Annotated in this window: 25 protein-coding genes; 16 read left to right on the forward strand and 9 right to left on the reverse strand. The window is 45.9% G+C overall.

Annotated features, from left to right (window positions below):
- The first annotated feature begins 43 nt into the window (after nt 1–43).
- Both D1814_RS06505 and D1814_RS06510 read left to right on the forward strand, forming a co-directional pair.
- A complete protein-coding gene (locus D1814_RS06505) occupies nt 44–463 on the forward strand; it encodes an acyl-CoA thioesterase (RefSeq protein ID WP_118490673.1) in 420 nt (139 codons plus the stop codon).
- A 22-nt stretch (nt 464–485) separates the two neighbouring features.
- Complete coding sequence (locus D1814_RS06510) at nt 486–1184, forward strand: 2OG-Fe(II) oxygenase (RefSeq protein ID WP_118490675.1); 699 nt, start codon at nt 486–488, stop codon at nt 1182–1184.
- Nucleotides 1185–1190: 6 nt separating this feature from the next.
- Here the strand turns inward: D1814_RS06510 and D1814_RS06515 are convergent, their stop codons facing one another.
- The 4 genes from D1814_RS06515 to D1814_RS06530 all read right to left on the reverse strand — a co-directional run bounded on the left by D1814_RS06515 (nt 1191) and on the right by D1814_RS06530 (nt 4550).
- Nucleotides 1191–2105, reverse strand: coding sequence for a dihydrodipicolinate synthase family protein (locus tag D1814_RS06515; protein WP_118490677.1), 915 nt, complete (start codon nt 2103–2105; stop codon nt 1191–1193).
- A gap of 138 nt (nt 2106–2243) precedes the next feature.
- Complete coding sequence (locus tag D1814_RS06520) at nt 2244–2741, reverse strand: DUF3299 domain-containing protein (RefSeq protein ID WP_118490679.1); 498 nt, start codon at nt 2739–2741, stop codon at nt 2244–2246.
- 140 nt (nt 2742–2881) lie between these two features.
- Nucleotides 2882–3412 carry an inorganic diphosphatase gene (ppa, locus tag D1814_RS06525; RefSeq protein WP_071968025.1) on the reverse strand — a complete coding sequence of 177 codons (531 nt, stop codon included), beginning with the start codon at nt 3410–3412 and terminating at the stop codon, nt 2882–2884.
- Nucleotides 3413–3575: 163 nt separating this feature from the next.
- Nucleotides 3576–4550 (reverse strand): class 1 fructose-bisphosphatase, encoded by a 975-nt coding sequence (locus D1814_RS06530; RefSeq protein ID WP_118490681.1) that lies wholly within the window; start codon nt 4548–4550, stop codon nt 3576–3578.
- 307 nt (nt 4551–4857) lie between these two features.
- Between D1814_RS06530 and mpl the strand changes: the two genes are divergently transcribed.
- The 3 genes from mpl to D1814_RS06545 all read left to right on the forward strand — a co-directional run bounded on the left by mpl (nt 4858) and on the right by D1814_RS06545 (nt 7725).
- Entirely contained in the window at nt 4858–6216 is a 1359-nt protein-coding gene (gene mpl, locus D1814_RS06535; protein WP_118490683.1) for a UDP-N-acetylmuramate:L-alanyl-gamma-D-glutamyl-meso-diaminopimelate ligase, read from the forward strand.
- 64 nt (nt 6217–6280) lie between these two features.
- On the forward strand, nt 6281–6913 hold the full coding sequence (locus D1814_RS06540; protein WP_118490685.1) for a flavin prenyltransferase UbiX: 633 nt from the start codon (nt 6281–6283) through the stop codon (nt 6911–6913).
- 2 nt (nt 6914–6915) lie between these two features.
- Nucleotides 6916–7725, forward strand: a complete 810-nt coding sequence (locus D1814_RS06545) for a S1/P1 nuclease (protein WP_118490687.1) — start codon at nt 6916–6918, stop codon at nt 7723–7725.
- A 168-nt stretch (nt 7726–7893) separates the two neighbouring features.
- Here D1814_RS06545 and rraA read toward each other — a convergent pair whose 3' ends face one another.
- Nucleotides 7894–8379: a ribonuclease E activity regulator RraA gene (gene rraA, locus D1814_RS06550; RefSeq protein ID WP_118490690.1), complete on the reverse strand. Its 486-nt coding sequence runs from the start codon at nt 8377–8379 to the stop codon at nt 7894–7896.
- Nucleotides 8380–8747: 368 nt separating this feature from the next.
- Between rraA and D1814_RS06555 the strand changes: the two genes are divergently transcribed.
- The 8 genes from D1814_RS06555 to D1814_RS06590 are packed head-to-tail and all read left to right on the forward strand — an operon-like array spanning nt 8748 to nt 15073.
- A complete protein-coding gene (locus tag D1814_RS06555; protein WP_162889822.1) occupies nt 8748–9260 on the forward strand; it encodes a phosphatase PAP2 family protein in 513 nt (170 codons plus the stop codon).
- 1 nt (nt 9261) lies between these two features.
- The gene (locus D1814_RS06560; RefSeq protein ID WP_118490695.1) at nt 9262–10329 is read left to right on the forward strand and encodes an MJ1255/VC2487 family glycosyltransferase; all 1068 of its coding nucleotides are present in this window, start codon (nt 9262–9264) and stop codon (nt 10327–10329) included.
- A 51-nt stretch (nt 10330–10380) separates the two neighbouring features.
- A complete protein-coding gene (gene lptM / locus D1814_RS06565; protein ID WP_232368992.1) occupies nt 10381–10578 on the forward strand; it encodes an LPS translocon maturation chaperone LptM in 198 nt (65 codons plus the stop codon).
- Nucleotides 10578–11828, forward strand: a complete 1251-nt coding sequence (gene lysA, locus D1814_RS06570; RefSeq protein WP_118490699.1) for a diaminopimelate decarboxylase — start codon at nt 10578–10580, stop codon at nt 11826–11828. Before lptM ends, lysA begins: the two co-directional genes overlap by 1 nt.
- A 35-nt stretch (nt 11829–11863) precedes the next feature.
- Nucleotides 11864–12694, forward strand: coding sequence for a diaminopimelate epimerase (gene dapF / locus D1814_RS06575; protein WP_118490701.1), 831 nt, complete (start codon nt 11864–11866; stop codon nt 12692–12694).
- Entirely contained in the window at nt 12691–13386 is a 696-nt protein-coding gene (locus D1814_RS06580; protein ID WP_118490703.1) for a DUF484 family protein, read from the forward strand. The genes dapF and D1814_RS06580 overlap by 4 nt, the downstream gene beginning before the upstream one ends.
- Before the next feature lie 5 nt (nt 13387–13391).
- On the forward strand, nt 13392–14312 hold the full coding sequence (xerC, locus tag D1814_RS06585; RefSeq protein WP_118490705.1) for a tyrosine recombinase XerC: 921 nt from the start codon (nt 13392–13394) through the stop codon (nt 14310–14312).
- 20 nt (nt 14313–14332) lie between these two features.
- Nucleotides 14333–15073: an HAD-IA family hydrolase gene (locus D1814_RS06590; RefSeq protein WP_118490707.1), complete on the forward strand. Its 741-nt coding sequence runs from the start codon at nt 14333–14335 to the stop codon at nt 15071–15073.
- A gap of 37 nt (nt 15074–15110) precedes the next feature.
- Here the strand turns inward: D1814_RS06590 and cysE are convergent, their stop codons facing one another.
- On the reverse strand, nt 15111–15908 hold the full coding sequence (gene cysE / locus D1814_RS06595) for a serine O-acetyltransferase (RefSeq protein WP_118490709.1): 798 nt from the start codon (nt 15906–15908) through the stop codon (nt 15111–15113).
- A gap of 501 nt (nt 15909–16409) precedes the next feature.
- Here cysE and uvrD point away from each other — a divergent pair.
- Both uvrD and D1814_RS06605 read left to right on the forward strand, forming a co-directional pair.
- On the forward strand, nt 16410–18581 hold the full coding sequence (gene uvrD, locus D1814_RS06600) for a DNA helicase II (protein ID WP_118490711.1): 2172 nt from the start codon (nt 16410–16412) through the stop codon (nt 18579–18581).
- Nucleotides 18582–18623: 42 nt separating this feature from the next.
- Entirely contained in the window at nt 18624–19901 is a 1278-nt protein-coding gene (locus D1814_RS06605; RefSeq protein WP_118490713.1) for a GGDEF domain-containing response regulator, read from the forward strand.
- A 181-nt stretch (nt 19902–20082) separates the two neighbouring features.
- Here D1814_RS06605 and rarD read toward each other — a convergent pair whose 3' ends face one another.
- The 3 genes from rarD to D1814_RS06620 all read right to left on the reverse strand — a co-directional run bounded on the left by rarD (nt 20083) and on the right by D1814_RS06620 (nt 23143).
- Nucleotides 20083–20997: an EamA family transporter RarD gene (gene rarD, locus D1814_RS06610; protein ID WP_118490715.1), complete on the reverse strand. Its 915-nt coding sequence runs from the start codon at nt 20995–20997 to the stop codon at nt 20083–20085.
- 222 nt (nt 20998–21219) lie between these two features.
- Nucleotides 21220–22557, reverse strand: a complete 1338-nt coding sequence (locus D1814_RS06615; RefSeq protein WP_118490717.1) for a magnesium transporter — start codon at nt 22555–22557, stop codon at nt 21220–21222.
- Between the two features lie 85 nt (nt 22558–22642).
- Nucleotides 22643–23143: a thioesterase family protein gene (locus D1814_RS06620; protein WP_118490719.1), complete on the reverse strand. Its 501-nt coding sequence runs from the start codon at nt 23141–23143 to the stop codon at nt 22643–22645.
- 270 nt (nt 23144–23413) lie between these two features.
- Between D1814_RS06620 and recQ the strand changes: the two genes are divergently transcribed.
- Nucleotides 23414–25255 (forward strand): DNA helicase RecQ, encoded by a 1842-nt coding sequence (gene recQ / locus D1814_RS06625; protein WP_118490721.1) that lies wholly within the window; start codon nt 23414–23416, stop codon nt 25253–25255.
- Nucleotides 25256–25264 lie beyond the last annotated feature (9 nt).

Below are 25264 nucleotides of genomic sequence, written 5' to 3' on the forward strand. Positions count from 1 at the left end.
GCTAGAGTAGGATTTAAACTTATAACAATGCCTACAAATAATTATGAGTAATACAGCACCACTTATCACTTCTTTTGACGTGCGTTTTTGCGAAACCGATGCCTTACAACATGTTAGTAATACGGCACTAGTTACGTGGTTTGAAGCAGCCAGAGAACCCATTTTCAGAATGTTTACGCCTGAGCTAGACTTACAAAACTGGCCACTAATCTTAGCCAGCTACAAGGTCGACTTTTTAGCTCAAATTTTTTATGGAAAACCAGTAACGGTTAAAACTTACATTAGTCGGCTGGGAAACAGTGCATTCGACGTGTTTCAGGAGCTTTGGCAAGACGACAAGCTATGCTCAACTGGCGTAACGACCATGGTACATTTTGACTATAAAACGCAGCGTTCTGCGCCTATTCCAGATAATGTGAAGTCGGAACTACAGTCACATTTTAAAGAACTACCCACTAAGTAATAAAGCGCAGCAAGAGGTATCCATGAGCGATTTAATTGAAGTTATTGACGATGTACTACCACCTGAGCTGTGCTCACAGCTTATGGCGCGCTTTGAAAGCAGCCCTAATTTAAGTCAAGGTCGCACCGGTGGTGGCGTTGACCTAGATAAAAAGCGCAGCATGGATGTGTCGATAAGCCGAAGCCCGGAATTCAAAGACTTATTCCAGCAAGTAATGCAGTACACTGGAAAACAGCTGGTTGCCTATATCGAAAAATACTATTTTACGCTTGTTGGGCCTATTGGCTTAACCGTACGCCACCCCAAAACGGGTGAACCGGTGAAAGTAACTGGGGAGAATTTTGAAGAAGTGGGTAAGCCAAATTTAGCCAACCTGGTTAACTACCTATTCCGTGTAGGCGATGTTAATGCACAGCGATACACCGCGGGCAACGGTGGCTACCCGTATTGGCACTCAGAAGTGTATCCACAGCTTCAACATAACGATGCCCTGCACCGCGTGTTGCTATTTATGTACTACTTAAATGATGTGGACGAAGGCGGCGAGACAGAATTTTACTACCAAAACCGTGCGGTTACACCCAAAGCAGGCAGAATGGTTATTGCGCCAGCCTACTTTACTCACACCCATCGCGGCCAAATTCCAAAAAGTAACGACAAGTACATTCTAACGTCGTGGCTTCTATTTAACCGCGCTGAGCAGATTTATACGCAGGCCTAAGCGAGCCTAGCTTAACGACAGCTGCTCAATAATCTGTTCTAGCTCGGCGTACTCTTTGTTGACGATAGGCAAGAAGGGAGCAGGCAAGCTAGGCGTTTCACAATAACCCAAAATTTCTGCTGCGGCTGCTACCACACGCAAGCCGCCGCCATTTCGTGCAAACATATTCCATATTCCGCTTAACGCTTGTGACTGGGCTTGTGCATCAACAGCATTACCAGACTGTGCTGCCTCAATTAGGCGCATAACGGTCTGCGGGAATATTCCCCCAATAACAGAAAGCCAAAGGTCACAACCTTCACTCATTCCTGCTGCGCCAAAACTATCACCACTCACGCCTATAGCAATGTGTGCAGGCATTACCTCCCGTAATGATGCTAAACGGTGAACACCGTTACTAGTACTACCATCAGTTGCGCTTTTGCCAAACGGAAAACCCGGTATTTTAATCGCCCCTATATTCGGTAACTGCCCTAGGCGGCGATATAAGTCATCGCTAAAGGTAAAATTAGTGACTCGTGGGTTTTCGTATATACAGATGGGAACAGATACTTCACGGCTAACAGCTTCATAAAGGCCAAACACTTCTTCTTCGTTAAGCACTTGATATGAGACAGGAGCCAACAATACAGCATTAACGCCCGCTTGCTGCACAGCTTCAACATTTTTTAGCACGTCAAAGGTGCGCAAGGACCCAACGCCGGCCATAACAGGAATGCCATTTGCATGGTCGACGGCGAGCTTTGCTACGTTGTACTTTTCTCCTCGCGTTAGGTAAGGATACAGGCCAGTAGAGCCTATCGCGCAAATTGAATCTACGTTAGCTGAGGCTAAATTATCAACAAGCCCTTGAAACGCTTTGTAGTCGATAGTCTCTTGTTTAAATGGGGTAATGGGAAACGCTGATAAACCTGTAAACACCTGATATCCTTTTTAAACGTTTAGTGTTTCTTAACGTTAGAACATTATCTTTTTGCAGTCTCTACGTTGAGTACGCTGTGGCGTTTTTGGTAGTAGAGCCTTTTTCCTAGAGTAGTCCTATCCTCAGAACTTTACCCTTTAAAATCCTTCAACTGCCTCGCCCGTTAAGCGATAACCTACAGACGCAATATCGCCTTTCCAACCGTCAGTCGACAGTTCGCCGGTTACCCAAATCGCGTCGTAAATATTATCTATTCGCACACCTTCTTCAAATTTCACGTACACAATTTGATTAGATGGTGGTGGTGGCACGTGAATACAGGCGCCAAAATACGGAACAAGTAAGAACTCGGTTGTAAGCTCAGCCGTACCTTCTAGCGGCACAACAAACCCCGGTATTTTCACACGCTTTCCATCAAAAGTATCGACCACTGGCGCGTCGGGTTGAAGCTGGCTCATCTCACCATTGTGTTGAACTGAAGGAGGCGCAAGCTCATTAAACCCCTCGGGCACCAGATCTTCCCAGTATACTTCTACAGGATCTTGAACCGACGCTTCATCTGCAATAGCGTCGAAAGTTAGTACCATCATTAGTACAGCAAATAATGAGGTCACGGATAATTTTAGGTAGGTCATACTGCTCTCTATCGTTGACTATTCTGTTCGCTCGTTTGAATCGGCTTTTGCTTTTCGTATTCAATTTAATTTTTTAGCCACATACAAAAAGGGCTGGTATTGCACCAGCCCTTTGTATCATTAATTTGAGGCAGCGTGAATTATTCTGCCTCGAAACGCTCGATGCTTGAGGTAATTTCAGCTTTTGCAGCAGCTGCATCTGACCAACCGTCAATTTTCACCCACTTACCTGGCTCTAGATCTTTATAGTGCTCAAAGAAGTGCTCAATTTGCTTAAGAAGAAGCGGAGGTACGTCGGCAATTTCGTGTACGTCGCGATAAATCGTAGAAAGCTTGTCTACTGGTACTGCTAGTACTTTTGCGTCTTTACCCGACTCGTCAGTCATGTTTAGTACACCTACAGGGCGACATTTGATAACTGAGCCAGAAAGTAGTGGGAACGGCGTCATAACAAGAACGTCAACTGGGTCACCGTCTTCAGACAAAGTGTTGTTCACGTAGCCGTAGTTAGTTGGGTAATGCATGCAAGTCGCCATGAAGCGATCAACAAACATTGCGCCTGTGTCTTTATCTACTTCGTATTTCACCGGGTCAGCGTGTGCTGGAATCTCAATGATTACGTTCACTTCATCTGGTACATTTTTACCAGCAGAAATAGCACTCAAGCTCATTCTTAGGTCCTTTCAATATTGGATTAAAAATTTTGGTCGTAAGTATACGGTGACAGCAGCAAAATAAAAACGCTTTACGACCCAAGTCGTACTAATCTCTTTATTTTTCGCTAAATTTTGCTGCTTTTTAATAAAAAATGACCCCGAAGGGCCATTTTCTCTACTACGCTTTGTCGTTGTAGCTTAAGCACATTTCAACTTCGTCTTTCGAACCGATAATGCAAGGTACGCGTTGGTGAATTTCTTCAGGCATAACTTCTAGAATTCGGCCTGCACCCGTTTCCGCTTTACCACCGGCTTGTTCCATCAAAAATGCCATTGGGTTTGCCTCGTAAAGCAAACGCAATTTACCTGGTTTTGACGGATCTCTGTTATCGAATGGATACATAAAGATACCACCACGACAAAGTAAACGGTGAATATCACCCACCATTGCCGCTACCCAGCGCATGTTAAAGTCTTTGCCACGTGGGCCTTCTTTACCCGCTAGTAGATCAGCAATATAAGCTTGCATTGCCGGTTCCCAATGTCGCTGGTTAGATGCGTTAATCGAGAACTCAGATGTTTCTTCAGGCACTTGAATATTTGGATGAGTCAGTAGGAAGCCACCGTGAGTTTTATCAAGGGTATAGATGTGCGTGCCGCGACCTGTAGTCAGCGCTAACATAGTAGAGGGGCCGTAAAGCACATAACCTGCCGCAACCATTTGCGTACCAGGCTGCAAGAAAGCAGACGGGTCGTCTGGCTTCATCCACTGCGGTGCATGGGTAATAGAGAATATAGTGCCAATTAGGCTATTAATTTCAGTGTTTGACGAGCCATCTAACGGGTCGAAGCTCACTAAGTAGTTACCTTCCGGATTGCACGGAACAACATCGTCTTCTTCTTCAGATGAAATGGCTTTAACGTAACCAGATTCCCTAAGCGTATCCTTTAGAATATGGTTTGAAATAACGTCGAGCTTTTTCTGCGTTTCGCCCTGTACGTTTTCTGAAAGAGTCGAACCAAGCACGCCAGCAAGTGCGCCTTGACTCACGCGGAAAGAAATTTCTTTACAGCCCGCTAGCAGTGTACGAATGAGTAGTATTAACTCAAGCGGTGCACCGTCTTGTTGCAATTGGGAATTTAAACGTTTCATTGAATGTAAGCCTTTTTTTGTATGTAGGGTGTTGTGCAACCAGCCGCTCAGCTTTCCTTACTGGCTTTGACCTGGGGCACGCAGGTTTATTACCTGTGGTTAGATTGTAACCGTGTTCTTAGTTAAGTGGAACACACCTTCAAAAAGTCATTCACACACCATACCAGTTTGAAAGCTGCGAATATTCAAATGTTTGCTTTAAACAAAGGCTGGCAGCCACTATTACTCGATGTAAATTGGATTATCTATCAGTCGTAGGGTTCTGATACAGTATCCCAATATCATGATAAATCACCGAGAATGCGCTATGCATGTACATATTTTAGGCATTTGTGGAAGTTTTATGGGTGGCATCGCTGCCATTGCGAAAGCACTCGGCCACAAGGTTACAGGGTCTGATAAAAACGTTTATCCCCCTATGAGTACCCAACTGGAGGCACTAGGCATCGAACTGACCGAAGGCTATTGCGAGAGCCAGTTTGATCCAGCTCCAGATATGGTAGTTATTGGTAACGCCATGTCGCGCGGCAACCCGGCAGTAGAGTACGTATTAAATCGTAACTTACCTTACACCAGCGGCCCGCAATGGTTACTTGACAACCTACTCAAAGATCGTTGGGTAATTGGTCTATCTGGTACCCACGGTAAAACAACAACCAGCAGTATGGTGGCGTGGATTCTTGAACACGCAGGCCTTAACCCTGGATACTTGATCGGCGGCGTTCCAGAGAACTTTGGCGTATCGGCTCGCGTGGGTGAAAGCCCCTTTTTTGTCATAGAAGCCGACGAATACGACAGCGCATTTTTCGATAAACGTTCTAAGTTTGTACACTACCGCCCAAAAACTTTGGTTATCAATAACCTTGAGTTTGATCATGCCGATATTTTTGCAGATCTTGGAGCTATACAAACCCAGTTCCACCATTTGGTTCGCATGGTGCCAGAAAATGGGCTTATTCTTACGCCAAACAACACACCTGCCATTGAAGATATGTTAAAGAAAGGCTGTTGGTCTTCTCGACAATCACTGGGCAAAGAGTGGCATGCTGAGCTGCTAAAGAAAGACGGCAGTGAATTCAATGTATTACATAACGGCGTTATAGCCGGAACCGTAACCTGGTCACTTGTAGGTCAGCACAACGTAGACAATGCCCTTATGGCAATAGCAGCAGCCCACCATGCAGGCGTTACGTTAACCGACGCGATAGCAGCGCTTTCATTTTTCAAAAATGTTAAGCGCCGCATGGAAGTCAAGGGCGAAGTCAACGGCATCACGCTTTATGATGACTTTGCACACCACCCTACCGCAATAGCAACTACACTGGATGGACTGCGCAAAAAAGTGGGCAATGCACGTATTTTGGCTGTGCTAGAGCCGCGCTCGAATACCATGAAAATGGGTGTACACAAAGATACGCTGGCTAATTCGTGGCAAAAAGCCGATGAGGTGTACCTTTATGAACCTGAAGGCATGGACTGGTCATTAGTCGATTCAGTAGCGCACAGCAGTGCGCCTACTCACTGTTTCAGAGATGTAGCGAAGATCGTTCAAGACGTTTGCAACGTAGCACAACCGGGCGATCATATTCTTGTAATGAGTAACGGCGGTTTCGAAGGCATCCACAGCCGTATTCTCGACGCTTTAAAAATGAAGTCCAAACTTTAAAAATAAAAACGACGTTATATTCGATAGGCAAGCCGCAAGGCTGGTTATCTACAGAGGCTATAAAATGAAACACGACAAGCAAGTTACGCTTGCTATTACAGGTGCATCTGGCGCACCTTATGCTCTAACACTGCTGCAATCGCTGGTTAATGCAGACTATCAAGTTTACGTACTTATTTCTTCAGCGGCCAAGGTGGTATTTGCCACTGAAGAGAACGTAAAAATACCGGGCCGCCCCGAAGACGCAGCGGCGTTTTTTACCGAGCATTGCGGTGCTAAACCAGACCAAATAAAAGTGTTTGGAAAAGAAGAGTGGTTTTCACCAGTAGCTTCAGGCTCGGCTGCGCCGGCTAAAATGGTGGTATGTCCATGCTCTACAGGCACCCTTTCGGCGATTAGTATTGGCGCAAGCGACAACCTTATTGAGCGTGCAGCTGATGTGGTATTAAAGGAACGGGGCCAACTTATTTTGGTGCCACGTGAAATGCCGCTTTCTTCTATTCATTTAGAAAATATGCTCAAGCTTTCGCAAATGGGCGCTACTATTATGCCTGCTGCGCCAGGCTTTTATCACAACCCTAAAACTATCGATGATTTGGTGGATTTTGTTGTGGCCCGCATACTAGACCACCTAGGTATTGAGCAGTCTCTTGTCGCAAGATGGGGCTATCAGTCTTCTAAACATTCTGAGGATTAATTATGTTCGCATTTGCAAACAAGATTTGCGCAGTAGCGCTGAGCACACTATTTACGTTGTGCGTTGCCTCACCTGCCTTTGGCTGGGGACAAACAGGTCATAGAATAACGGGCGCTATTGCCCAACAGTATTTAAGCCCCCTTTCTCAGGCGGCGCTTATGGATTTACTGCCATATGGTTCGCTGGCTGAAGCTTCTACCCATGCTGATGAAATGCGTTCTAACCCCAGCGAATTTTGGCAAAAAACGGCTAGTCCTTGGCACTATGTATCTGTGCCTAAAGGTAAAACTTATGAAGAAGTGGGTGCACCAAAGCAAGGTGATGCAGTCACCGCGTTAAAACAATTCACTGAAACTTTAAAAAACGACACCGCCAGTATTGAAGAGAAGCGCCTAGCGCTTCAGTTTATCGTGCATATTATTGGCGACCTGCATCAACCACTGCACGCTGGAAACGGCACTGACCGTGGTGGTAACGATGTAAAAGTACGCTTTTTCTGGCAAGACTCTAACTTGCACCGAGTGTGGGATTCACAAATGCTAGATCAACGCGACTTGTCGTACTCTGAGTGGACTGAATGGCTTACTCAAACCATTACCTCAAAAGACATTCGCAGCTGGGCAACTACCGACCCTATGGTGTGGATTGAGGAAAGCACCGCTATTCGCGATACCATTTATCCAGATGACGCAAATAACATGAGCTATGACTACTTATACAATCATCTGCCTACTGCTAAAAAGCGTTTGCAGATGGCCGGTATTCGCATCGCTATGTATTTAAACCAAGTGTTTGAAGAAGCGAACAAGTAGTTTTTAAGTAACATCTGCAACCATTCGCAGTTGTTTCAAAGCTGATCAATTAGTCTTATTGGTGCTATCGGAAACCCCGCTAATATTAAAAACACAAACGGAGGCCCTACGCCTCCGTTTTTTCATGTCTTCTCAAAGCAAGTGGTAGCTTCTGTTTATCGTTTAGCTTTAATCTAAATCTAGCGGCTCAGGAGATAGAATAACACCCGTGCTATCAGCATATAGGTGGTCTTCAGGTAAAAACGTAACGCCACCAAAGTTAACCGGCACGTCAACTTCACCAATGCTTTCACACTCGGCATTTACTGGAATTGCTGCTACGGCTAATACGCCAATATCAAGTTCGGCAAGGCTATCGACTTCACGTACGCTACCGTAAATTACAACCCCTTCCCAATCGTTATCAATAGCAATTTGAGCAGATGATGCATCAAACAATGCGCGACGACTTGAGCCCCCGCCATCTATCAGCAGTACTTTACCCGCACCAGGCTGAGCAAGCACGCGGTCGATAAGGCCTCGGTCTTCAAAACATTTAACGGTGGTAATCTCGCCACCAAAAGAATAACGACCACCAAAGCTTGCGAAAATCGGATCTACTACGTCTACGCTGTCAGCAAACAAGTCGCATAATTCAGATGTGTTGTATTCCATTATTTTGCCTTACTAAAGTTGAGAAGCATTGAAGCTCTATGCTCGTTAGACCTAGCATAGCATTTATTCCGATGATGCAAATGGTTGATTTAGCGCGTTTCATCAAATTTTTATGTTTTGTTAAAAAAGCAGTGATTCAGCGCAGAACGCTCTTAGTTGAGCACGTATTTTGCTTCATGCATTTAGCTGAGATTCATTTGCTAAAAAATTTTGTTTATTAACCACTTTCCCCGTATGTGCAAAGGGTACAGTGCTAAAAATGGAAATCACGTTAGTTGTCAAAAAAGTTTCTTTTTTCCGTCACCCACTGGTCACAGACGCACTTTAGCCTGTGCAGTAATTAACCGATAGGGGACAAGGCGATGTTGATGAAATCCTTGACCAAATACGACACTGACTTATTTTATCGCCTCTACAAACTGACGCAAAAAAGAAACTGCAGAAGTATTGTATGGCTGTCGAAAACAGGTGACGGATACTTATACTTTGTTATCGGTATGCTGCTTTGGGCTTTTGAGCCAGAGCACGGTGAGCTTTTCCTTTACACAGCGCTGATGGCATATGCGCTGGAATTACCCATCTATGTGCTGCTTAAGAAAATGTTCAAGCGCCCTCGCCCTTGCGATTTTCTAATGAATTTAACAGCACATGTCACCCCATCTGATAAGTTTTCCCTTCCTTCGGGTCATACTGCTGCTGCCACACTAATGGCTTGTATAGTCGCGCACTATTATCCTCCATTTGCCTTACTTGCCTACAGCTGGGCAGCACTTATTGGGTTATCGCGCGTGCTTCTAGGCGTACACTATCCTTCTGATGTGGTCGCAGGGTCATTGCTAGGCGTAACAATTGCGACATTAAGCATTTCAATTCTGGGGTAGCATGAAACTATTGTATGGTGTGCAAGGCACAGGTAACGGACATATTGCCCGAGCACGAATTATGGCTGCGGCGCTGGCGAAACGAGACGACATTAGCGTTGATTTTGTGTTTACCGGTCGCGCCCCAGAAAAATATTTTGATATGGAAGTGTTTGGGAAATACCAAACATACAAGGGGCTGAGCTTTATTACCAAAAGCGGGCGCGTAGACAAATGGTCTACCGTTAAAGACGCGAACCTTCGCCAGCTCAATAAGGATATAAAAGCATTCGATACACGCGGCTACGATTTGCTGGTTAATGACTTTGAACCCGTTACGGCATGGGCAGCAAAACAGCAGGGATTAAAGTCTATCTCCATAAGCCATCAAGCGGCTTTTACCTATAATGTACCTAAAAGTGGCCATACCATTTTTGATAGCTTGATAATGAAGCTATTCGCGCCTACCGACCTTCAGTTAGGTGTACACTGGTATCATTTTAATCAGCCTATCATCCCGCCTTTCGTTTCAGAAAAACCCGTTGTGTCTTCCGGTAATGGCCACGTTTTGGTTTACTTGCCTTTTGAAGATATCGAAGATATTCAACAAATGCTTGAGCCGCTGAGCGATCAGGTATTCGAATGCTTTCATCCGAACATCGATGAAGCGAAAGAAATGGGTCATATCCATTGGCACCCAACCTCTAAAAAGCACTTTCAAAAAGCGCTACAACATGCCAGTGGCGTAATTGCTAATGGCGGCTTTGAGCTATCAAGCGAAGCACTTCAACTAGGCAAAAAGCTACTCATTAAGCCGTTACACGGGCAGTTTGAGCAGCTATCCAATGTGTTAACCCTCAACAAATTGGATTTATGCCAGACCCTGTTTCAACTTGATACCGATATTGTGGAAGAATGGCTCGAGGCGCCTGAAAACGAAGCTATTGCCTTTCCAGACAACCCGAATATCCTTATTGACTGGCTTAAAAATAAAGACTTTTCTGATACCAAAAGCCTGTGCGATACGCTTTGGAAAAACGTTCAATACGGCGATAAAACACAAGAACGATTATTGGCTCTTGCAATTTAACACCGCAATGCGATGATAGCGGCATTTGTCGTATTCTTTGCGGGATTTTTCGTGCTTAAAAAGTCAGTTGTTTTCTTGTTAACGTTCACAGCATTATGTGGCTGTGGTTATAAAGGGGCGCTCTATATTCCTGACGCGCCTGCACAAAACACCTCTACTGAACCAACGTCTTCTGAAAATGCAGAAGTCGATGCTTCGACAAGTGCCAATACCCCTTCCCCCGCAACTACTTCTGGAGAGCTGAACTAGTGGATTTTTTCGCCTACAGCCAAGGTCAGCTGCACGCTGAACAAGTGGCTGTTTCTGATATTGCAGCCCAGCACGGAACGCCGGTTTATATTTACTCACGCGCTACGTTAGAGCGCCATTGGCACGCTTTTAATGATGCTATCGGTGAACACCCTCACCTTGTGTGTTATGCAGTAAAAGCTAACTCAAACATTGGTGTGTTGAGTGTTTTAGCGAAGTTAGGCTCAGGCTTTGACATCGTTTCAGCGGGTGAACTCGCCCGAGTAATCGAAGCCGGTGGTGACGCGAGCAAAGTCGTATTTTCAGGCGTAGGCAAAAAACACGACGAAATTCGCTATGCGCTAGAGCAAGGCATTATGTGCTTTAACGTAGAATCAGAGCCAGAACTTCATCGCATCAACCAAGTGGCTGGTGAAATGGGCGTACAAGCCCCTATTTCACTACGCATAAACCCTGACGTTGACGCCAAAACTCACCCATACATTTCTACGGGTTTGAAGGCCAACAAATTTGGTATTGCTCGTGAGCGCGCACTTGCTACCTATGAATTAGCTGCATCGCTACCTCATTTAAATGTGGTTGGCATGGACTGTCACATAGGCTCACAGCTCACCGAAATTGGCCCTTTTGTCGATGCATTAGAGCGCTTACTTCTGCTTATTGATGAACTGGCTGAGCGCAACATTATTATTGAGCACTTAGATGTTGGTGGTGGTCTTGGCGTAACTTATAACGATGAACAACCGCCTCATCCTAAAGCTTACGCGCAAGCCATGGCGGAAAAAATGGTAGGTCGTGAAAACCTCAAGCTTATTCTTGAGCCTGGCCGAGCTATTGCAGCTAACGCGGGTATTTTGGTCACTGAAGTCGAATTTATAAAAGAAGGTGAAGAGAAGAGCTTTGCCATTGTTGATGCCGCAATGAACGATTTATTGCGCCCCGCGCTTTACTCTGCATGGCAAAATATTATTCCTGTAAGAGAAGGAAGTACGGCAACGCCACGCACCTATGATGTTGTAGGGCCTGTTTGCGAAACCGGTGACTTTATAGGAAAAGATCGAGAATTAGCTATTGAGCCAACCGACTTACTTGCGGTTCGCAGCGCCGGTGCCTATGGTTTTGTAATGGCGTCAAACTACAATAGCCGCTGTCGTCCAGCGGAAATTATGGTAGACGGTGACAAAGCAATTGTGGTTCGCGAAAGAGAAAAACAAAAAGATCTCTGGCAAGGTGAGTACAAACTTCCGTAAACTAGAGACAAACTAACAAGATAGATGCGCGTTTAATGCAGGTTCAATTTTCTAAAATGCACGGCTTGGGTAACGATTTCATGGTTATTGATAACGTTACTCAAAACGTCTTTTTCTCTAAAGAGAAAATTCAGCAATTAGCTAACCGAAACTTCGGTATTGGCTTCGACCAGCTGTTGATGGTAGAACCGCCATACGACCCTGAACAAGATTTCCACTATCGCATATTCAATGCTGACGGATCAGAAGTAGAACAGTGCGGCAATGGCGCCCGTTGTTTTGCACGTTTTGTTAAGCAAAAAGGCCTTATAAATCGCAATAAGATCGTAGTAAGCACCAAAGCAGGCAAGATGGTGCTATATCTAGAGAAAGACGGCCAAGTGACCGTTAATATGGGCAAACCTGAGTTTGAGCCTGCGAATATTCCGCTTACAGCTAATAAACAAGAGAATACGTATATTTTGCGTGTGGGCGAACGCACCTTATTTATTGGGTCAGCATCTATGGGCAACCCCCATTGCGTAATGGAAGTTGACGATGTGAATACGGCCAATGTAGCCGAAATTGGTCCGCTTGTTGAAAAGCACGAACGCTTTCCCGAAGGCGTAAACGTGGGCTTTATGCAAATTATCAACGACTCGCATATTAAACTTCGCGTATTTGAGCGAGGTTCAGGTGAAACCCTAGCCTGTGGTAGTGGTGCATGTGCAGCAGTTGCAATTGGCCAAATACAGGGTAAATTAAGCAAAGACGTACGGGTAGATTTGCCCGGAGGCAGTTTACGTATACGCTGGCCAGGACCAGATAACGTGTTAAAAATGACAGGACCTGCCGAACACGTATATGATGGACATATAAACTTATGAGCGAAGTATCAGGGCAATCTAACGCCACGCAATTAATTGAGCCATTTGACGACACAACGGAATTGTCGAGTGCCGATGTGCGCGCGTTCTTATTACAAAACCCTGAGTTCTTTACCGAGCATGCCGACCTTCTCGAAAAAATTAAGCTTCCCCATGAGCACAAAGGCAGTGTCTCTCTTGTTGAAATTCAAAGTGAACAGTTAAGACAAAAAGTTAGACAGCTTAACTTCAAGCTAAACCAGTTGGTGACTATCGCGAAGCAAAACGAGAAGATTTATCGCGTTTACACTGACTTAAATGTGCAGCTACTACGCTGTGAAAGCGTCGCCGAAGTACAGTTTACCTTAGAAGATGTGCTGCAAGAGCGTTTGCAATTGTCCTCTGCGGTAATCAAGAGCTTTAAAGGCCCGCACGCCATTCCTGAACTGCAACAACGTTTGTTCACGGAAAAGCGCTTTAAAAATACCAACTTCTTCTTTGGGCGTTTGTCACAGCACGAACGTCAACTTCTCTTCGGAGAAAGTCCTGCGGAATCTGTCGCGTTAATGCTACTTGGTGATAACCGTGAGTTAGGCATTTTAGGCATCAGCAGCAGCGATGCTAGCCATTTCACACCGGATATGGATACGCTTTTGCTACAACAGCTTCAGCAAGTCCTAAATATTATCTTACCTGAAATGATGGGATATTAAGTGCTGTGTCTAGGGACGCCTTAATCAGCGAACCTTGCCAACAATGGCTCGATAAATTTTTACTTCATTTGCAGGTAGAGCGCGGTTTATCCCTACATACCATCAAAAATTACCAGCGCCAGTTAACCGAAGTGGCAAAGCTACTTGGGCTTTATGAATGGTCTGGGCTCACGCCAAGCGATATTAAGCGCGTTATGGCCGATGCCAAAATGTCTGGGCACAGCCCACGCAGTATTGCGCTTAGGCTATCGGCACTAAGAACCTTCTGCCAATACCTAATCGACCACCAGCAGCTATTCAGCAACCCTGTTGAGGGCATTCAAGCCCCCAAACAGGGAAAGCCGTTACCTAAGCAGCTAAGCGTGGATGAGATGCAGCAGTTGCTTAATGCCTCGCCTCGAAGCAGTGACGACGATGAAGGCATGCAGTTACGGGATGTAGCTATGTTTGAGCTGCTATATGGCTGTGGCCTGCGCTTAAGCGAACTTACCGGGCTTAATTTATCCGACTGTTTAAAAGACGGTACGGTAAAGGTCATGGGTAAAGGGAGTAAGCAACGTATACTGCCACTAGGGCGGCACGCGCAAAAAGCACTTAACGCCTGGTTAAAAGTACGCCCCGCCTATGCATCGCCCTATGAAAGTGCAGTATTTGTAAGTAAGCGTAAAACCCGTATCTCGAATAGGCAAGTCGCAAATCGTTTGGACAAAATGGCGCAAGAACAGTGTCTATCGCAAAAAGTAAGCCCTCACAAACTGCGCCATTCTTTCGCTACCCACGTATTAGAATCCAGTGGCGATTTACGTGCGGTTCAAGAGTTGTTAGGTCACGCTAACTTATCGACAACACAAGTTTATACTCATCTCGACTTCCAGCATCTCGCCAACGTATATGATGCCGCTCATCCACGGGCGCACAAGAAATAAAGCTAACCTAAGGTTTCACCATGCAGTTTTTTAGGTCTATTAACAAAGTCGAAGCAATGACCTTCGACCTTGACGACACCCTTTACAATAACGACCCTATTATTCGACGGGCCGAGGAAGCGCTTCAAGCGCATATTGCTAAGCACCACAAGTCAGCCGCCGCGTTGTCGGCAAACGACTGGTTAGCACTAAAGCGAGCTGCAATTAAAAAAGATCTGCGCTTAGCCTCTGATATGGGTCAGCTTAGACGTGTAGTGCTTACCGCCGCACTGTCTAATACGGCACCTGAAAAATTAAAAACAGACCTGGCCAACAGTGGTGAACTTAGTGAGGCAGTAGAGGCATGCTTTAACTGCTTTTACGATGCGAGAAGTAACTTTGAGCTTGCAGACGATGTGCACGAAGCGTTAAAAGCCGTGAGCAGTAAGCTGCCGATTATTGGTATTACTAACGGTAACGTAAACGCACAAAAGGTAGGTATTGATGGCTATTTTAAGACCATTTTTCACGCCAGCACATCACGGCCAATGAAACCAGCCCGCGACATGTATGATGAAGCCGCAGCACTTTTACACATTGCACCAAAACACATTCTTCACGTAGGCGATAACGTCATCAAAGACGTACAAGGAGCAATTAACGCTGGCTATCAGGCAGCATGGTTTGCCTGTAACAGGCCCATGAAGTTATCCTACGAACCTGTGAGCGTACTGCCCCACGTAGCACTAGACAACCTCAACGAGCTAACCCACTTCCTATAAATAATGGGGTCAGAGTCAGGACTCTGACCCCGCAATTTTAGTTATCTTCTAGGACGTTTTGGCGCATGGATTCGCAGGGGCTTTGACAAACTGGTCTCCCAACCACTTTCGCAGGAACGCCCACCACGGTCACGTGGGCTGGAACACTGTTAAGTACTACGCTACCAGCGCCGACTTTTGAGCCTTCACCTATCTCGATATTTCCTAAGATTTTGGCTCCAGCGCCAATTAACACGCCTTGGCGAATTTTGGGGTGACGATCGCCCGATTCATTACCCGTACCGCCCAGCGTAACGCTTTGCAAAATAGATACATTGTCTTCTACTACCGCAGTCTCACCCACGACAATACCGGTAGCGTGGTCGAACATAACACCCTTACCAATTCGCGCTGCTGGATGTATGTCTACGCCAAAGCTTGATGAGTTACGACTTTGCAAAAACAGGGCTAACTGATGGCGCCCGTGAACCCAAAGGTAATGCGCCATTCGATGCACCTGCACGGCATGGAAACCCTTGAAGTGCAGTAAAGGGGTAAGGTAATCGTTCACTGCGGCATCGCGCGCATTAATCGCCATAATGTCAGCAATAGCGGCCTCGCTAATGCCTGGCTCTAACAAGTAGGCTTCGTCAAACACCTCACGTATAGCAAGCGCAGGCATTACGTCATCTGCCATTTTGTTTGACAGAATGAAGCTTAGCGACGACTCGAAATTATGGTGCGCAAGAACACTGGCATGTACATAGCTAGATAGCAAAGGTTCGTTGTCAGCAACAATTTGCGCTTCTTGTTTGAGCGTCGACCAGAAATCGATGGGCGTAGAAAGTGCGGTCATAAGCATATCCCGTTAATGTGCTGTTTGTGTGCCAATGTTTGTCGATTAAAAGTTGGGGCTGTGTGCTTTTTCAGCTTGTCTAAAATAGCTTAACTCTTTTGCTAACTCTCGCCTTGTATGAAAGTGCAGAGATAACCAAGATAAACGAGCGGAAAGTTTACCCGAGTTTGGCGTGATGCAATACCGATGTGATACCTGCCAAGCGCATAATTCGATCAATTTATCGTATTAATTCGTTATAGCTAATAACTGTATCTTTCAGTTGTGCACCTTTGAATCTTTCTTTGACCGCACTTGGCTCTATCACTATTTAATTACACTAGTTAAAACGCCCGTTTATTTCATTAAGGGATGCGTATAACCGCACGCCTTAAAATAGGTAAATAACCGTTCTTTTATTTGGCGAAAAGGGTAAAAAAACTGGACTGTATAAATTAACAGGCTGATGGCATAATAGCGTGCTGCTGAATGTGTAACAATATCAACTTACAGGTGCCAACTATGGATGTATCTCGACTGCTAGACGAGCTTAACGACAAACAGCGTGAAGCAGTAGCAGCCCCATTATCTAATGCTCTAGTATTAGCTGGTGCAGGTAGTGGTAAAACCCGTGTATTAGTGCATCGCATTGCGTGGTTGATGGAAGTCGAAAACATCGCACCTTTTTCTATTCTAGCGGTTACCTTTACTAATAAGGCAGCGAAAGAGATGCGCGGCCGTATTGAATCATTAATGGGGCGCAGCCTGCACAATATGTGGATTGGTACCTTCCACGGGCTTGCACATCGCCTATTGCGTGCGCACCACGCTGAAGCTAATTTGCCTGAAAACTTTCAGATAATCGATTCTGACGATCAGTATCGTCTGATTCGCCGCATTCTGAAAGCCATGAATTTAGATGAAAAACATTGGGCCCCTCGACAAATCCAGTGGTATATAAATGGTAATAAAGACGAAGGTCTGCGCCCTCAGCACATCGAGACCCATGGCGATCATATCCAAAAGACCATGCGCGAGGTCTACGCTGCATATCAAGACGCCTGCGACCGTTCAGGCTTGGTTGATTTTGCTGAGCTATTGCTGCGCGCTCATGAATTGTGGGCAAAGAACCCTGAGGTGTTGGCTCACTACCAGCGCCGTTTCCGTGCTGTGTTAGTTGACGAGTTCCAAGATACCAACAACATCCAATATGCATGGCTTCGTATGCTATGCAGCGGCGACAATAATAACATTATGATTGTTGGCGACGACGATCAGTCTATTTACGGCTGGCGCGGTGCAAACGTAGATAATATTCAGCATTTCCTAAAAGACTTTAATGAGCCTACCACTATTCGCCTTGAGCAGAATTACCGTTCTACCGGGAACATTCTGAAAGCAGCGAATACGGTTATCGACAATAATACTGGCCGTTTAGGGAAAGAGTTGTGGACAGAAGACGCCCAGGGAGAACTTATTTCTGTTTATGCGGGTTTTAACGAGCTCGACGAAGCGCGCTTTATTGTTTCAAAAATTAAAGACTGGCTAAATCAAGGCAACGCTCTTAGCGACACCGCTATTCTTTACAGAAACAACGCCCAGTCCCGTGTACTGGAAGAAGCGTTATTACATGAAGGGTTGGCCTATCGCATCTACGGTGGTTTGCGCTTCTTCGAACGCCAAGAAATTAAAGATGCCTTAGGCTACATGCGTATGGTGAGCCACCCGCACGATGACGCTGCTTTCGAGCGTGTGGTAAATACCCCAAGTCGCGGTATTGGTGAAAAAACCCTTTCGCAAGTGCGCGATACTGCGCGCATGCACAACTGTTCTATGTGGCAAGCCAGCCAGCTGCTTATAAACGAAGGTGGCTTTAAAGGCCGTGCACTAAACGCTATGCAAAGCTTTGTATTACTAATTACAGAGCTTGAACAAGCCACATTAGACGAGCCTCTGGATCAGCAGGCCGATAAAGCCATTCGCCAATCTGGCCTGTACGCCATGTACCAAGCTGAGCGCGGTGAAAAGGCCCAGGCACGACTGGAAAACTTAGAAGAACTGGTCAGTGCTTGTAAAACCTTTATCGTTCCCGAAGAAGCCGAAGAAATGTCGCCGCTGGCCGCGTTTTTGGCCCACGCTTCACTTGAAGCCGGGGAAACCCAAGCGGATAAAGACCAAGATGCGGTGCAGATGATGACTATCCACACAGCCAAAGGCCTTGAGTTTCCATTGGTGTTCTTAGCCGGCGTGGAAGAAGGTATGTTCCCTAGCCAGATGACTAACGACGAACCAGGTCGAATGGAAGAGGAACGCAGACTTTGCTATGTTGGTATGACCCGCGCTATGCAAAAGTTGTATATCACTTACGCAGAAAGTCGTCGATTATATGGTCAAGACAAGTATCATACGGCTTCGCGCTTTATTCGCGAGATGCCAGCAGATTGTGTGGAAGAAGTCAGGCTTAAATCCACCATTTCGCGGCCTGTACATAATCGCTTTAGCCAAGCGACCTCGCACGCCAGTTTTGAAGAAACAGGCTTTAGTTTAGGTGAGCGCGTTGTGCACCGTAAATTCGGGGAAGGCATTGTGCTTAACTACGAAGGTAGTGGTGAGCATGGCCGAGTTCAAGTAAACTTCGATGAATTTGGCAGCAAATGGCTGGTACTTGCTTACGCAAAGCTGGAGAAAGCGTAACGTTATTAATTGGCAAGGTAGCCTAACTCTAAGTTGGAATGTATGCAGCAACACGTGCTGATCATCGAAAATGGTGAAGGTAACCTTGAACTAATCGCGAAGCTAGTACGCCGCTCGAGTCTTACGCCTGTGGGCGCAACGTCGCTTACCGAAGGAAAGGCACGCTTTGCACAAGAAATACCTGAAAGTTTTTTGTGCGCCATTGTTGCTTACTCATTACCCGATGCGCCAAAAGGTGAAGCCATCGACTTTGCCGTTGAATCTTTCATTCCTACCATTGCGACAACCGAAAACCTAGACAATGCTATTCGCGACAAGGTGCTTGAACGAGATGTTGTCGATTACATTCCTAAAGAAAATTCACAAAACTACGACTACCTAAACCGTCTGATAAGCCGTCTAGAAAAAAACAAATCTACCGGCGTTGTAGTGGTAAGTACCAATCGTGTTTTGCGCTCAAAAACGGTTTCATTACTTCAGCGACATAACTTTATAGCGTTTGAATGTTTAACGGCTACCGACGCAATGCAGTGCCTTTCTGAACATAAAAATGTGCGTCTTGTTATTACCGATAACACGCTACCCGACATGACGGGCACCCATTTTGTCGCCAGCTTAAGGAAAGCATTTTCTAAAGAACAGCTAGCCATAATGGGCATTGCTGGAGGTAAAGGCATGCTAATGTCTGCGCACTTTATCAAAAGCGGCGCTAATGATTTCTTACGCGTACCTTACTGCCATGAAGAGTTTTTGTGTCGCGTAATGCAAAACGTGGAATATATCGAAAGTGTTGAGGAAATACGCCGCGTAGCAAATACGGATTATTTAACCGGCCTACCCAACAGACGCCACTTCTTTTACATGGTCACGGTACAGCATCAATATTTATCTGATGATCATGCCCTGGCACTTATCGACCTGGACTTCTTTAAGTCGATTAACGACACCCATGGTCACGACGCCGGTGACATTGTGCTTAAGGCCGTAGCCGCACTTATTGAGTTTTACTTCCCTGATGAAATTATTTCGCGCTTTGGTGGTGAGGAGTTTTGTATTTACATGCCTTCAACGCAACTTGATGAAGCCTGCGAACGCTTGGAAGATTTCAGAAAAGTGGTGGAAGCTGAAGTTATCCAGCTTCCCAAAACCGATATAAAAGTTACCTGCAGTATTGGAGCAAGTGGCGCCCACACCCAAAGGGTGGATAAACTATTAAGCCTGGCTGATAAACAGCTGTACGCCGCCAAAAATAGCGGACGAAATCAGGTCAAGTGCGAGCCACCCGATGCACCTCACCAAGAGCAAGGTTCTTTACTTTAACTTTTTTGCTTTGGCTTTAGCTTCATTACTTAAACAAACCTCGCCTAACCTACATGGCGTAACTCAGTATTTTCCCACACTGCACTACTATCGATAAAAGCGCACTGCTTGTGCAACTGGGCGCTTTAAACTGCTGCTTTGCGTATGGTTTTACGTCTCGCAGGACTGCAAGAACAGCCCCCTACTCTACTACAAGCTTTTGAGCTTTTCGTTGGCTGCGGTAATTAACCAACGAGTCGGCACTAAACAAAATAAGCGCAAGCCACACAAACCCGAAAGTAACCAAACGCGACTCTTCAAGGGGCTCGCCATAAAGATAGACGGCCAATATAAACATAAGCGTTGGCCCTATATACTGAAAAAAGCCTAAAGTTGAATACATAATACGTCGCGCTGCAGCGGTAAAGCAAAGTAACGGCGCAGTGGTAACAATACCAGCCGCTAGGATAAGGGAGTTTAGGGTGGCGTCGTTATTAAATAAGTTACTGTATTCAGAACCAAAGAATACCCAGTAGACGATAGCTAGTGGCGATAACATTAAGGTTTCAATAAAAAGGCCCGGTAGCGAATCTACTGCCACCTGCTTACGCAACAAACCGTACACGCTGAAGCTTCCTGCAAGTACTAAGGCAATCCACGGCACGTGACCGTAAGAGAAAATAAGAATGGCAACGCCAATCACAGCAAGCCCAACCGCTACGCGCTGAAGATTGCGTAGTCTCTCACCTAAAAATAACCGGCCTAAGAAAACGTTGATAAGAGGGTTAATGTAATAGCCAAGGCTAGCATCAAGAATATGGTCGTTATTAATCGCCCAGATGAACAAAAGCCAGTTTGCTCCCAGCAGCAGCCCGGCTACGAACAAAATCTGCATAACCCGCTTATTGCGAAGCGCTGCCCCCACTTTTGGCCATTGCTTTAATGCAGCGATAAGTCCAACTAAAAGCACAACAGACCAAATTACCCTGTGCATAAGTATTTCAGCGGCGGGTAATACCATCAACTGTTTGAAGTAAACAGGTGCAACACCCCACATACTGTATGCGGCAATCGCGCAAATTACGCCAACTTGGGCGGCACTGGCTTGCTTAGACACGGCGGGCTCCAACGAGATTCAGGGTAAGAAGGCGCGTATTGTTCATCAGGTTAGATGAATACTCAACCCTTAACGCTTTCCAATGCGGCAAAGGTTGTAAACTGCGCGAAATGTTCCGCGTTTAAGGCCTAGCTGATTATGAAGAGCCCCTCGTACTTATAAGCCGTTACCTTATAAGCACGAGGCCTTTATGCAATATTTAAGCATACCGCAGTATACGGGTTACAGAAGGAAGAGCGTTCCCAAACCCAAAAACGCCACAAAACCTACAATATCGGTGACAGTAGTCAAGATGACCGAGCCAGATAGCGCAGGGTCTATTTTTAGCTTGTCCAAAATGACGGGGACAAACACTCCAGCCAAGGCTGCAGCCACAATGTTGAACAGTATAGCTAGACAAATTACTAAGCCAAGCATAGCGTCGGTGAACCAGAAATATGCCACAACACCTATTACCAGCGCCCATATTACGCCATTCACCCCGCCTACTTTGAGCTCTTTAACCATTAGCGCCCGTAAGTTAGCTGGGGTCACCTGTCCTAATGCAAGCCCGCGTACAATCAAGGTAAGCGTTTGGCTACCTGCAATGCCACCCATACTTGCCACTACTGGCATTAAAACCGCTAGGGCAACAACCTGTTGAAGCGTGCCCTCAAATAGCCCTATGAACCATGATGCCATAAACGCGGTAAGCAAATTAATGCCAAGCCATAGGGCGCGGTTTTTCGCACTTTTTGCTACAGGCGAGAATAAATCTTCGTCTTCATCCATACCGGCCGAAGCCATCACCTGGCGTTCGTAAAATTCATTGACCAATTCACTCGCCGAGGACACATCTAATCGACCTAACAGTTTGTTGCTCTCATCAACTACCGGCAGCGACGCCAGACCTGAACGCTGCACAAGGAGCGATGCATTCATGGTGTCATCCTCTCCTTGGATAGTAGTCACGTTTTCTTCAGATAAATCAAATAGCGACACGTGATCTTGTGCATTAAACAGGTGGCTAATTTTAACCAGGGCTGAAAACTGGCCGGACCGATTCACAAGAAAAATACTGTCGCAGTGCTGAGGTATATCGCGCCTTAATAAGCGCAAACCCTCGCGTACTTTTGCGTTCGACGGCAGCACTAACTGTTCGTGGTTCACCCAGTGCCCTATTTGATTATCGGGAAATTGTGTGGCTTCTCTGAAGTACTTTCGCTCTTTGGAGTCAAGTGACTCATACGCCATATCGACGAGGCGCTTTGGCAACGAATCAAGTAGCTCCAGTAGATCTTCTGCGTCAATATCAGCAAATATCGACGTCCATTCATTGTGAGGCGTATTGTCGATAAGGATTTCACGCGGGTCACTACGCATCTCAACAAGTACATCAAGCTTACGGTCGCGAGAGATGCCATCCCACACGGCTAAACGCTCTTCAACTGGCAGTGACTCTAGCAGTGATGCGATATAAACCTCATCTTGCCCGCTTAAAGCAGCAAGTAAGGTAGCCGGATCGTCTGCCATACTTTCAGTGACAATCTCTTCAATTAAATCAGGTAATGGCTCTGCCATGCTACACCTCCCATTATATCGCTAACGTCCTTTACTCACATAAGCACTAAAGTTAAGGGATGGTGCATACCTATCGATAAGAATGCTATCCCAGCATGTAAGTACCTGTGCCGAAGGCTATGTGATCGCCTTTTTCGTTGTGCAATTCCATTCTGCAAACCACTAATTTAGTGCCTTTGCGTATAATCGCTGCGGTCGCAATAAAGCGTTCGCCTCGTCCTGGCCGCAGGTAATCAACACGCATATCAACTGTACCCATGGTGGGCAATCTAATCTGCAAATCTGCAAGGTGCTCTTCTGTGGTTTGCTTGATGGTCTCTATAATTGAAACTAAACCACCGATGGTGTCTAGCATAGTCGCTGTTACGCCGCCGTGTAGAATTTTTTGCAAAGGATTACCGGTAAGCGTAGGTTGCCAATTAAGATGCAACGAAATCTGTGTATCTAGACCGGTATCTTGTGTAACAAACTCCAAGCCTAACAGTTGATTAAAGGGCATATTATCACGAAAAAGCGTAATGACATGATCGATCATAATTTGGTGGTTTAAATTCTTATTAACCGTAGTCTCTTCATTGATAGGCATTGTGTAATCCACTTATTGTGACTGTACCCACAACATTACTACTGAACACATCAAGCGAGGAAATTAATCCAACCAATATCACCTAATCAGATTCGTTTATGTGACATTAGGCCCTTCGTTGGTTCGGCGTCATCCCGACACATTACTTGTTCAAAAAGCATACGAGCTTGTTCGGTTACACAGTGATTACCCACGTCATCGCTGCATTTTAGTCTAGTTTTTTAAATTGACCCGTGAAGCCAAGCCTAAAAACGCGTAAAATCCTGCACCATGACAACTGCAATAGCGCCATCAGAATTAACGCCTGAAACCCAGCGAGCAAAAACACCTGAAACCATCTTAAAAGAGGTATTTGGTTACGATGCTTTTCGCGATGGTCAAGGCGAAGTCATTCACCAAGTATGTGAAGGAAAAGACGCACTTGTTCTGCTGCCTACAGGTGGCGGTAAATCGCTGTGCTATCAAATTCCTGCACTGGTGCGAACTGGTACCGCTATTGTTGTTTCACCGCTTATTTCCTTGATGCAAGATCAGGTAGAGCAGCTAAAAGCGCTGGGCGTAAATGCCGCCTACCTTAATTCAACGTTGGAAGCCGACGAACAAGCGCGCATAAACGATGCACTCCAAGCAGGCAAACTAGATTTGCTTTACGTCTCGCCTGAACGTTTAATGCAGTACTACTTTCAGCAGTCGCTAGCGCACGCCGATATAGCCTTATTTGCCATTGATGAAGCGCACTGCGTTTCCCATTGGGGTCACGATTTTAGGCAAGATTATCGCGCTCTAGGGCAAATAAAGTCTCGTTTTCCCACTATTCCAGTCATCGGCTTAACGGCCACAGCAGATTCAGCGACTCAAGTAGACATACTGACGCAGCTAAACCTAAACGACCCGCTCGTTTACAAAGGAAGCTTCGACAGACCTAATATTCGCTACCGTGTAATGAGTAAGTACAAGGCTTTCGATCAAGTTGTGGCTTATGTAAAGCAGCAAGAAGGTAGCGGCATTATTTACTGCAACAGCCGCGCTAAAGTCGACGACCTTCACGCAAAGTTGTTTAAGCAGGGGTTTCGCTGCGCGGCTTATCACGCCGGTATGGATAACGACGAACGAGAATTGGTACAACGCCAATTCCTAAACGACAAAATCGATATTGTGGTTGCTACAGTTGCCTTTGGAATGGGTATCAACAAATCAAATGTGCGTTACGTCGTGCACCATGACGTACCGCGCAGTGTTGAAAGCTATTACCAAGAGACCGGGCGCGCCGGGCGAGATGGCTTAGAGTCTGAAGCTTTATTGTTATTTGACGAAAAAGACGCGGCTCGGGTAAAACAATGGATAGAGCAAGGCGAAATAGCCGAACGTAACCAAATAGAGCTGCAAAAATTTGCGGCTATGGAAGCCTTTTCCGAGGCGCAGACCTGCCGCAGGCAAGTACTGCTGAACTATTTTTCACAATTCAGCGACAGCGCCTGTGGCAACTGTGATATCTGCCTAGACCCGCCTAAAATGATTGACGGTTTAGTGATAGCACAAAAAGTACTGTCGTGCGTACTAAGGCTTTCACAACAAGCGTCTAGCCAGTATGTAATTGACGTTCTGCGAGGCAAGCAGCTAAGACGCCTTCAGGAAGCTGGCCATCATCAGCTTTCTACCTATGGCATAGGTAAGGATAAATCGGACAGCTACTGGCATAATATTATCAACCAGCTTGTTCACAAAGGGCTTATTCGCGTTGATATAACTGCTCACGCCGCGTTGAGATTGACAGAAGCTGCGCGGCCTGTGCTAAAAGGCGAAGTCGCCGTTCAATTGGCCGTACCGCGACTTGAGTTTAAGCCCGATAAGAAAAAGGCTAAGCAAGCGCCCGCTAACTATGACAGAACCCTGTTTACGCGCCTTAAACACCTGCGCAAAGTGTTGGCAGAAGAAAATGAAGTGCCGCCGTATGTGGTATTTAGCGACGCTACTTTGGTTGACATGGCGTGTAAACTCCCTACTACGCGCAACACGCTACTAGAGGTAAGTGGTGTGGGCCAAACCAAACTCGAGCGCTATGGAGAGGCCTTTATTCAGCTCATCAACGACTATATAAACCGCGATCACTAAAGGCTTAAC

Origin of the sequence: Alteromonas sp. BL110 (assembly GCF_003443615.1) — a bacterium.
Taxonomy (GTDB): Bacteria; Pseudomonadota; Gammaproteobacteria; order Enterobacterales; family Alteromonadaceae; genus Alteromonas.

What these genes read in the sequence shown, in the direction of transcription:
- dapF (WP_118490701.1), top strand. Translation starts at nt 11,864, where the DNA reads ATGCAGGTTCAATTTTCTAAAATGCACGGCTTGGGTAACGATTTCATG.
- rraA (WP_118490690.1), bottom strand. Translation starts at nt 8,379, where the DNA reads ATGGAATACAACACATCTGAATTATGCGACTTGTTTGCTGACAGCGTA.
- uvrD (WP_118490711.1), top strand. Translation starts at nt 16,410, where the DNA reads ATGGATGTATCTCGACTGCTAGACGAGCTTAACGACAAACAGCGTGAA.
- ppa (WP_071968025.1), bottom strand. Translation starts at nt 3,412, where the DNA reads ATGAGCTTGAGTGCTATTTCTGCTGGTAAAAATGTACCAGATGAAGTG.
- D1814_RS06615 (WP_118490717.1), bottom strand. Translation starts at nt 22,557, where the DNA reads ATGGCAGAGCCATTACCTGATTTAATTGAAGAGATTGTCACTGAAAGT.
- recQ (WP_118490721.1), top strand. Translation starts at nt 23,414, where the DNA reads ATGACAACTGCAATAGCGCCATCAGAATTAACGCCTGAAACCCAGCGA.
- D1814_RS06510 (WP_118490675.1), top strand. Translation starts at nt 486, where the DNA reads ATGAGCGATTTAATTGAAGTTATTGACGATGTACTACCACCTGAGCTG.
- D1814_RS06505 (WP_118490673.1), top strand. Translation starts at nt 44, where the DNA reads ATGAGTAATACAGCACCACTTATCACTTCTTTTGACGTGCGTTTTTGC.
- D1814_RS06620 (WP_118490719.1), bottom strand. Translation starts at nt 23,143, where the DNA reads ATGCCTATCAATGAAGAGACTACGGTTAATAAGAATTTAAACCACCAA.
- D1814_RS06580 (WP_118490703.1), top strand. Translation starts at nt 12,691, where the DNA reads ATGAGCGAAGTATCAGGGCAATCTAACGCCACGCAATTAATTGAGCCA.
- D1814_RS06520 (WP_118490679.1), bottom strand. Translation starts at nt 2,741, where the DNA reads ATGACCTACCTAAAATTATCCGTGACCTCATTATTTGCTGTACTAATG.
- mpl (WP_118490683.1), top strand. Translation starts at nt 4,858, where the DNA reads ATGCATGTACATATTTTAGGCATTTGTGGAAGTTTTATGGGTGGCATC.
- D1814_RS06605 (WP_118490713.1), top strand. Translation starts at nt 18,624, where the DNA reads ATGCAGCAACACGTGCTGATCATCGAAAATGGTGAAGGTAACCTTGAA.
- D1814_RS06545 (WP_118490687.1), top strand. Translation starts at nt 6,916, where the DNA reads ATGTTCGCATTTGCAAACAAGATTTGCGCAGTAGCGCTGAGCACACTA.
- D1814_RS06530 (WP_118490681.1), bottom strand. Translation starts at nt 4,550, where the DNA reads ATGAAACGTTTAAATTCCCAATTGCAACAAGACGGTGCACCGCTTGAG.
- D1814_RS06540 (WP_118490685.1), top strand. Translation starts at nt 6,281, where the DNA reads ATGAAACACGACAAGCAAGTTACGCTTGCTATTACAGGTGCATCTGGC.
- cysE (WP_118490709.1), bottom strand. Translation starts at nt 15,908, where the DNA reads ATGACCGCACTTTCTACGCCCATCGATTTCTGGTCGACGCTCAAACAA.
- D1814_RS06555 (WP_162889822.1), top strand. Translation starts at nt 8,748, where the DNA reads ATGAAATCCTTGACCAAATACGACACTGACTTATTTTATCGCCTCTAC.
- D1814_RS06590 (WP_118490707.1), top strand. Translation starts at nt 14,333, where the DNA reads ATGCAGTTTTTTAGGTCTATTAACAAAGTCGAAGCAATGACCTTCGAC.
- D1814_RS06560 (WP_118490695.1), top strand. Translation starts at nt 9,262, where the DNA reads ATGAAACTATTGTATGGTGTGCAAGGCACAGGTAACGGACATATTGCC.